The sequence below is a fragment of the Devosia sp. genome (assembly GCF_041917035.1).
GTDB lineage: Bacteria > Pseudomonadota > Alphaproteobacteria > Rhizobiales > Devosiaceae > Devosia_A.
Genome location: NZ_JAYRYM010000232.1, coordinates 1 through 5939, shown reverse-complemented (window position 1 = coordinate 5939; position 5939 = coordinate 1). Strand labels below are relative to the sequence as shown.

General features: G+C 66.1%; 3 protein-coding genes and 1 pseudogene. 2 read left to right on the top strand and 2 right to left on the bottom strand.

The window, feature by feature from the left end; genetic code table 11:
* Both ACE3TU_RS18045 and ACE3TU_RS18040 read left to right on the top strand, forming a co-directional pair.
* Positions 1-957: pseudogene (locus ACE3TU_RS18045) on the top strand (hypothetical protein); the annotation flags it as partial.
* On the top strand, positions 954-4292 hold the full coding sequence (locus tag ACE3TU_RS18040) for an error-prone DNA polymerase (RefSeq protein WP_374626725.1): 3339 nt from the start codon (positions 954-956) through the stop codon (positions 4290-4292). The pseudogene ACE3TU_RS18045 and the gene ACE3TU_RS18040, both read left to right, overlap by 4 nt.
* Here ACE3TU_RS18040 and ACE3TU_RS18035 read toward each other — a convergent pair whose 3' ends face one another.
* A complete protein-coding gene (locus tag ACE3TU_RS18035) occupies positions 4293-4721 on the bottom strand; it encodes an Rrf2 family transcriptional regulator (protein WP_374626723.1) in 429 nt (142 codons plus the stop codon). It abuts the gene before it with no gap.
* Between the two features lie 99 nt (positions 4722-4820).
* The coding region (locus ACE3TU_RS18030) for an NAD-binding protein (protein WP_374626721.1) at positions 4821-5939 on the bottom strand (1119 nt) is incomplete at its 5' end.

Genomic DNA, 5939 nt, shown 5'->3' with positions numbered 1-5939 from the left:
GTCACGCCGCGACTGCCGATCCCCGAGTACTATGCCGAACGGCGTTTTGCAGAGCCGATCGGCTATCTCGACGACGTTCTGATGACGACTCGCGACCTCAGCATCCAGCTCGGCAACAAGCTGGGGGCGGCAAAACTGGGGGCGCAGGGATTTCACCTGATGCTCTACAGGGTCGACCACAAGGTGATGACACTCAGTGTCAACGCCGCCCGGGCAACGCGCGATCCCGACCACATCGCAAGCCTGTTCATCCACCGCTCCGAGCGGCTCGGCAGCGAATACGATGCCGGCTTCGGCATCGACAGCATCAGGCTCGCCGCCGCCTCGCTCTCGCCGCTCGCAGATGTGCAGGTCGGAGCCTTCGGTACCGATGACGGCGCAGCCGATCTCGATCGCCTTTTCGACCGGATGAGCAGTCGGCTGGGACCTCTCGCAGTGGTGCGCTCGAAGCCCGTCGATACGCATATCCCCGAGCGCGCCGTCGTGCTCGAGCCCGTGGTGGCGCGCACTGCAGACGATCCGGCGGCCCGTCCCGACCCTGCACTGAAGCGGCCGCTCCGGCTTCTGCCGGCTCCCGAATCCATAGAAGTCATCGCCGAAGTTCCCGATGGCCCGCCCCTGCGCATGGTCTGGCGGCGGGTTTCCTACAAGGTGCACAAGGCATCTGGCCCCGAACGCATCGAAGCCGAATGGTGGCGATCGGGGAAAAGGCTGGCCCTGCTCGGGGCGCCCCCATCACGCGAGAAGAAGCCAGATCAGCGCGACGAGGCACGCCGCAACAGTCCCGGCCAGCCTGTGGGCAAAGTCTCTCCCCTTGCCGATTTCGACCCTGCCATGGTGATCCGCGACTACTATATCGTCGAGGACGATGGCGGTCGTCGCTTCTGGGTGTTCCGTATCGGCCTTTATGGCGCGGATAGCAGTCCACGCTGGTTCCTGCATGGGTTCTTCGCATGACCGAGCCGGTCTATGCCGAGCTGATGGCGACCAGCAATTTCTCCTTCCTCAGGAGTGGCTCGCATCCCGAGGAACTGGTGGCGGCCGCTGTCGCGCTCGGCCTCAGCGGCATCGGCATTGCCGATCGCAACAGCTTTGCCGGAGTGGTCCGCGGCCATGTCGCCCATCGCGATCTGGGCGAGGCGGCGGGTCATTTTCGCTACGTGGTCGGTGTCCGGCTGGTCTTTGCCGACGGCACGCCGGATATCGTCGCCTATCCGTCCGATCGCGAGGCCTATGGCCGACTCTGCCGCCTGCTCAGCCGCGGCAACCTGCGACCGGACAGCGAGAAGGGCAATTGCCGCCTGATGTTCGACGATCTTGACGAGTTCGCGGCGGGGCAGATGCTGATCCTCGATGCCGACGAAAGCGACTGGCCGAAAACCGAGGCTGTGCTGGGCCGCCTCGCCGCGCTTGCCCCCGGTCGCACCTGGCTCGCCGCCGCATGCCGCTACAAGGGGGCGGACCGGTCCCGGCTCAACCGTCTTGCTGCCATGGCGCGGTCGGCGAAGGTGCCGCTGATCGCGGTCAACGACGTGCTCTACCACGAGCCAAGCCGCAGGATCGTCCACGATGTCGTCACCTGTATCCGCGAGCACCTGACGCTCGAGACCGCCGGACGGCGGCTCGAACAGAATGCGGAGCGGCACCTCAAGCCTCACCGCGAGATGGCGAGATTGTTCGCCGATCATCCCGAGGCTCTGGCCCAGACGCAGGTGCTGCTCTCCCGCATTGGCTTTTCACTCGATCAGCTTCGCTACAACTACCCCACTGAGACGATCGGCAATGGGGAGACGGCGCAGGAGACGCTCGAGCGCCTCACCTGGGCGGGCGCCGAGCGACGCTATCCGGAAGGGGTTCCCGACAGGATCAGGAGCTCGCTGTGGAGCGAACTCTGCCTCATCGCCTACAAGCACTACGCCTCCTACTTCCTCACCGTCGAGGATGTGGTCAGCCATGCCCGGTACCAGCTCGGAATCCTCTGCCAGGGGCGCGGATCGGCCGCCAATTCGGCCGTCTGCTACTGCCTCGGCATCACCGAGGTCGATCCGACCAAGGTAAACCTGGTCTTCGGCCGCTTCATCTCCACCGAGCGCGACGAGCCGCCCGACATCGACGTCGACTTCGAGCACGAGCGACGCGAGGAGGTGATGCAGTACGTTTATGGAAAGTACGGCGGGGCCCGTACCGGGCTCACCGCCACGGTGATCACCTATCGCTCGAAAAGCGCCATCCGCGAGACCGGCAAGGTCTTCGGTCTCTCCGACGACGTGATCGACGCGCTCAATCGCCAGCACTGGGGCTGGGGCGGTGCTGCCGATCTCGACGGCATGCGGGCAATCGGACTCGATCCGGACGATCCGACGCTCACCCAGCTGTTCGGCATCGTCGCCGTGCTGCGCTCCTTTCCGCGGCATCTCAGCCAGCATGTCGGCGGCTTCGTCATCACCCGCGACTCGCTCGAGAGTCTTGTGCCGATCTCCAAGACGGCGATGGAAAGCCGCACCATCATCGAGTGGGACAAGGACGACATCGATGCGCTCGGCATCCTCAAGGTCGATATCCTCGCGCTCGGCATGCTGAGCTGTCTCAGGCGCTCGTTCGAACTGCTACACCAGCACTACGGGCGCGACTTGGTCCTCGCTGACCTCATGGCCGAGGAGACCCAGCCTCAGGTTCGGGCCGCGGTCTACCGCATGACCCACCGCGCCGATACGGTCGGCGTGTTCCAGATCGAGAGCCGGGCGCAGATGTCGATGCTGCCGCGCCTCAGGCCCGTCGAGTTCTACGACCTCGTCATCGAAGTGGCGATCGTTCGCCCAGGACCGATCCAGGGCGGCATGGTGCATCCCTACCTTCGTCGCCGTCAGGGGCTCGAGCCGGTCGAGCCGATGGGTGAGCGCCTCAATGCCGTGCTCGAGCGCACCAAGGGTGTGCCGCTGTTCCAGGAACAGGCGATGCAGATGGCCATCGAAGGGGCCGGCTTCAGCCCCGGCAAGGCCGACCAGCTGCGTCGCGCCATGGCCGCCTGGAGGCGCAGCGGCAAGCTCGCCCAGTTCGCCGATGAGTTCATCTCCGGCATGACGGCAAATGGCTATGGCCTCGATTTTGCCCGCCGCTGCTTTGCTCAGATCCAGGGCTTCGGCGAATACGGCTTTCCCGAAAGTCACGCTGCAAGCTTTGCTCTGCTGGTCTACGCCTCGTGCTGGTTCAAGTGCCACTACCCGGATGTCTTTGCCTGCGCGCTGCTCAACAGCCAGCCGATGGGCTTTTACGCCCCGGCCCAGATCGTTCGCGATGCCGTCGAGCACGGCGTCGAGGTGCGGTCTGCCGACGTCAACCTGTCCGATCTGATCCACGTGCTCGAACACGGCTTTCCCGCCCGCGACCGGATCGCCAAGCAGCATGCCGAGATGCGTCACGACATCTGGTCGACGCGCGCCATCCGGCTGGGGCTGAAGCAGGTGGTCGGGCTGCGCGAGGAACACGCCAACCTGATCCTCGCCCGTCGCGGGGATGGCTATCGCTCGATCCGCGACCTGTGGGTCAGGACGGGAATCCCGGTTTCAACCCTCGAGAGACTCGCCGAGGCCGATGCCTTCGGCTCGATGGGGCACTCAAGGCGCGAGGCACTGTGGATCGTGCGCGGTCTCAACGGGGTCGCCGGCTCCGAACAGCTGCCGCTGTTCAACGTCGCGGGGACAGTCTCGAAGCCTGATGACCAGGCGGCGGACCTGCCGATGATGGCGCCGGGTGAATCGGTGGTGCACGACTACAGGACCCTGTCGCTCTCGCTCAAGGGGCATCCGGTGAGCTTCGTTCGCCCCTTGCTCGAGCGACGCGGCATCGTGAGCTGCGCCGATCTGATCGAGCGGCGCGACGGGACCATGGTCGAGGCGGCCGGGCTGGTGCTGGTGCGCCAGCAGCCGGGAACGGCGAGCGGCGTGATCTTCATGACGCTCGAAGACGAGACCGGCATCGCCAATATCATCGTCTGGCCCCGCACATTCCAGCAGAACCGGCAGATCGTCCTCGGCGCCAGGCTGGTGGCGGTCCGGGGACAATTGCAGCGCGAGGGCCTCGTCACCCATGTCGTGGCGCGCCGCTTCACCGACCTGACCCCCGAACTGATCGACATCGCCCAGGGGCACGATCTGGGCGATGCCGTCCTTGCACGGAGCGACGAAGGTCGCAGCGGTCCGCAGCCGGGCCGGGACGAGGCGGAGCGCCGACGACGGGAGGCCCAGGAGAGGCAGGCACGCGCTGCACTCCCCGGCGGTCGAAACTTCCATTGATCAGTCGAGGACTACCGGCACCTTGACCGCATCGGCAAGCGTCGTGCTGTCGAGCACCGCGCGGGTTGCCACCGTGACGCGGGAGAAGACGTGACGGATCTCGCAGGTTGCCTCGTCGGCACAATCGGCGCAGCGCCTGTAGGCGATCTTGGAGAGGCACGGCAGCGGCGCTATCGGTCCATCGATCAGTCGCAGCACCTCGCCGAAGGTCACCTCCTCGGGAGCCCGCAACAGCACGTAGCCGCCCAGCCTGCCGCGCCGGCTCATCACGATTCCGGCCCGCTTCAGTTCGAGCAGGATCTGCTCGAGGAACTTCTTCGGAATCGCCTGCCCCCGGGAGATTTCCGAGATCATCACCGACTCGCCCTCCCGAACCCGGGTGAGGGCGACCAGCGCCCGGAGCGCATACTTGGCTTTTTGCGAAATCATTCGTTTGAACCCGGAGGCGGCCCGCACATGGCTCGCCCTCCCCCTGCTATAGAACAACCGCTGTCCCCGCGGCTACCGGGGCCTTGCATCATGGCAAACTCAGGCCTTCTCGACCTCCTCCTCGGGCGGAACTTCCGGATTGAACGGCCGCCCGGCCACTGTGGCCGGGTTTGCAGGTCGCGGCGGCCCGGAACTGTCGGTCACCTCGTGCCGAAGGTCTACCTCTATGTCAGGCACCGGATCCTCCCCGGACGGCTCGACGGGACCGGTGTCCACGAAACTGACCGGCACCGCTACGATCGCATCGGCGGTATTGGCCGCACCGTCGGTGGGCACGACCGGCCGTGCCGCGAGTGGCACCAGCACCGCCGCAACCGCGTCGGCCGCGGTGATCTCTGCGATCGCCCGGCTATCGCGGTTCACCACCTCGACCATGCCCAGCGCGATCTCGCGCTCGCCGAGGATCACCACGTTGGCGCCCAGGTGCTTGAGGTGATCCTCCTCTTCGTCCGAGTGGGCACGCGCGACGATCAGCGCCTTGGCATTGGCCTTGCGGCACTGCTCGGTCGCCTGCCCCGCCTCGAATGCATTCGGGATGGCAACGATGATGGTAGCTGCGGAGGCGACATTGGCCGCCTCCAGCACGCCTGTCCCGGCCGCGTTGCCGACCACCACCTCGATGCCGAGCTCGCGGGCGGCATTGACGCGGTTCTCCGCATCCTCGACGACGAGGAATGGCTTTTGCGTCGCCAGCAGCGCCTCGGCGACCACCGTCCCCACGCGGCCGTAGCCAATGAGCACCGCATGACCGGACTTGGCCGTCGACACAGCCGAGATATCCTGCACCGCGGCCTGCGGCGATCTCGGTGCGACCGCGACCAGCTCGGGTTCGGTGCGGATGGTTGCCTGCGCTGCCGGTGCACCGCCGAAGCGGGCCTCGAGCTGCGGCCGCACCCGGTCCACCACCATGAAGATGACCGGGTTGAGGATGATCGAGATGATCGCGCCGGCGAGGATCAGGTCCCGGCCCTCGGGTGGCAGCAGCCCCAGGCTCACCCCGAGCGCGGCGAGGATGAACGAGAACTCGCCGATCTGGGCAAGGCTTGCCGAGATGGTCAGAGCGGTGGAGATCGGGTGGCGGAAGGCGATCACGATCAGGTACGAGAAGATCGACTTGCCCAAGACGATGATGAGCACGGTCGCCAGCACCGGCAAGGG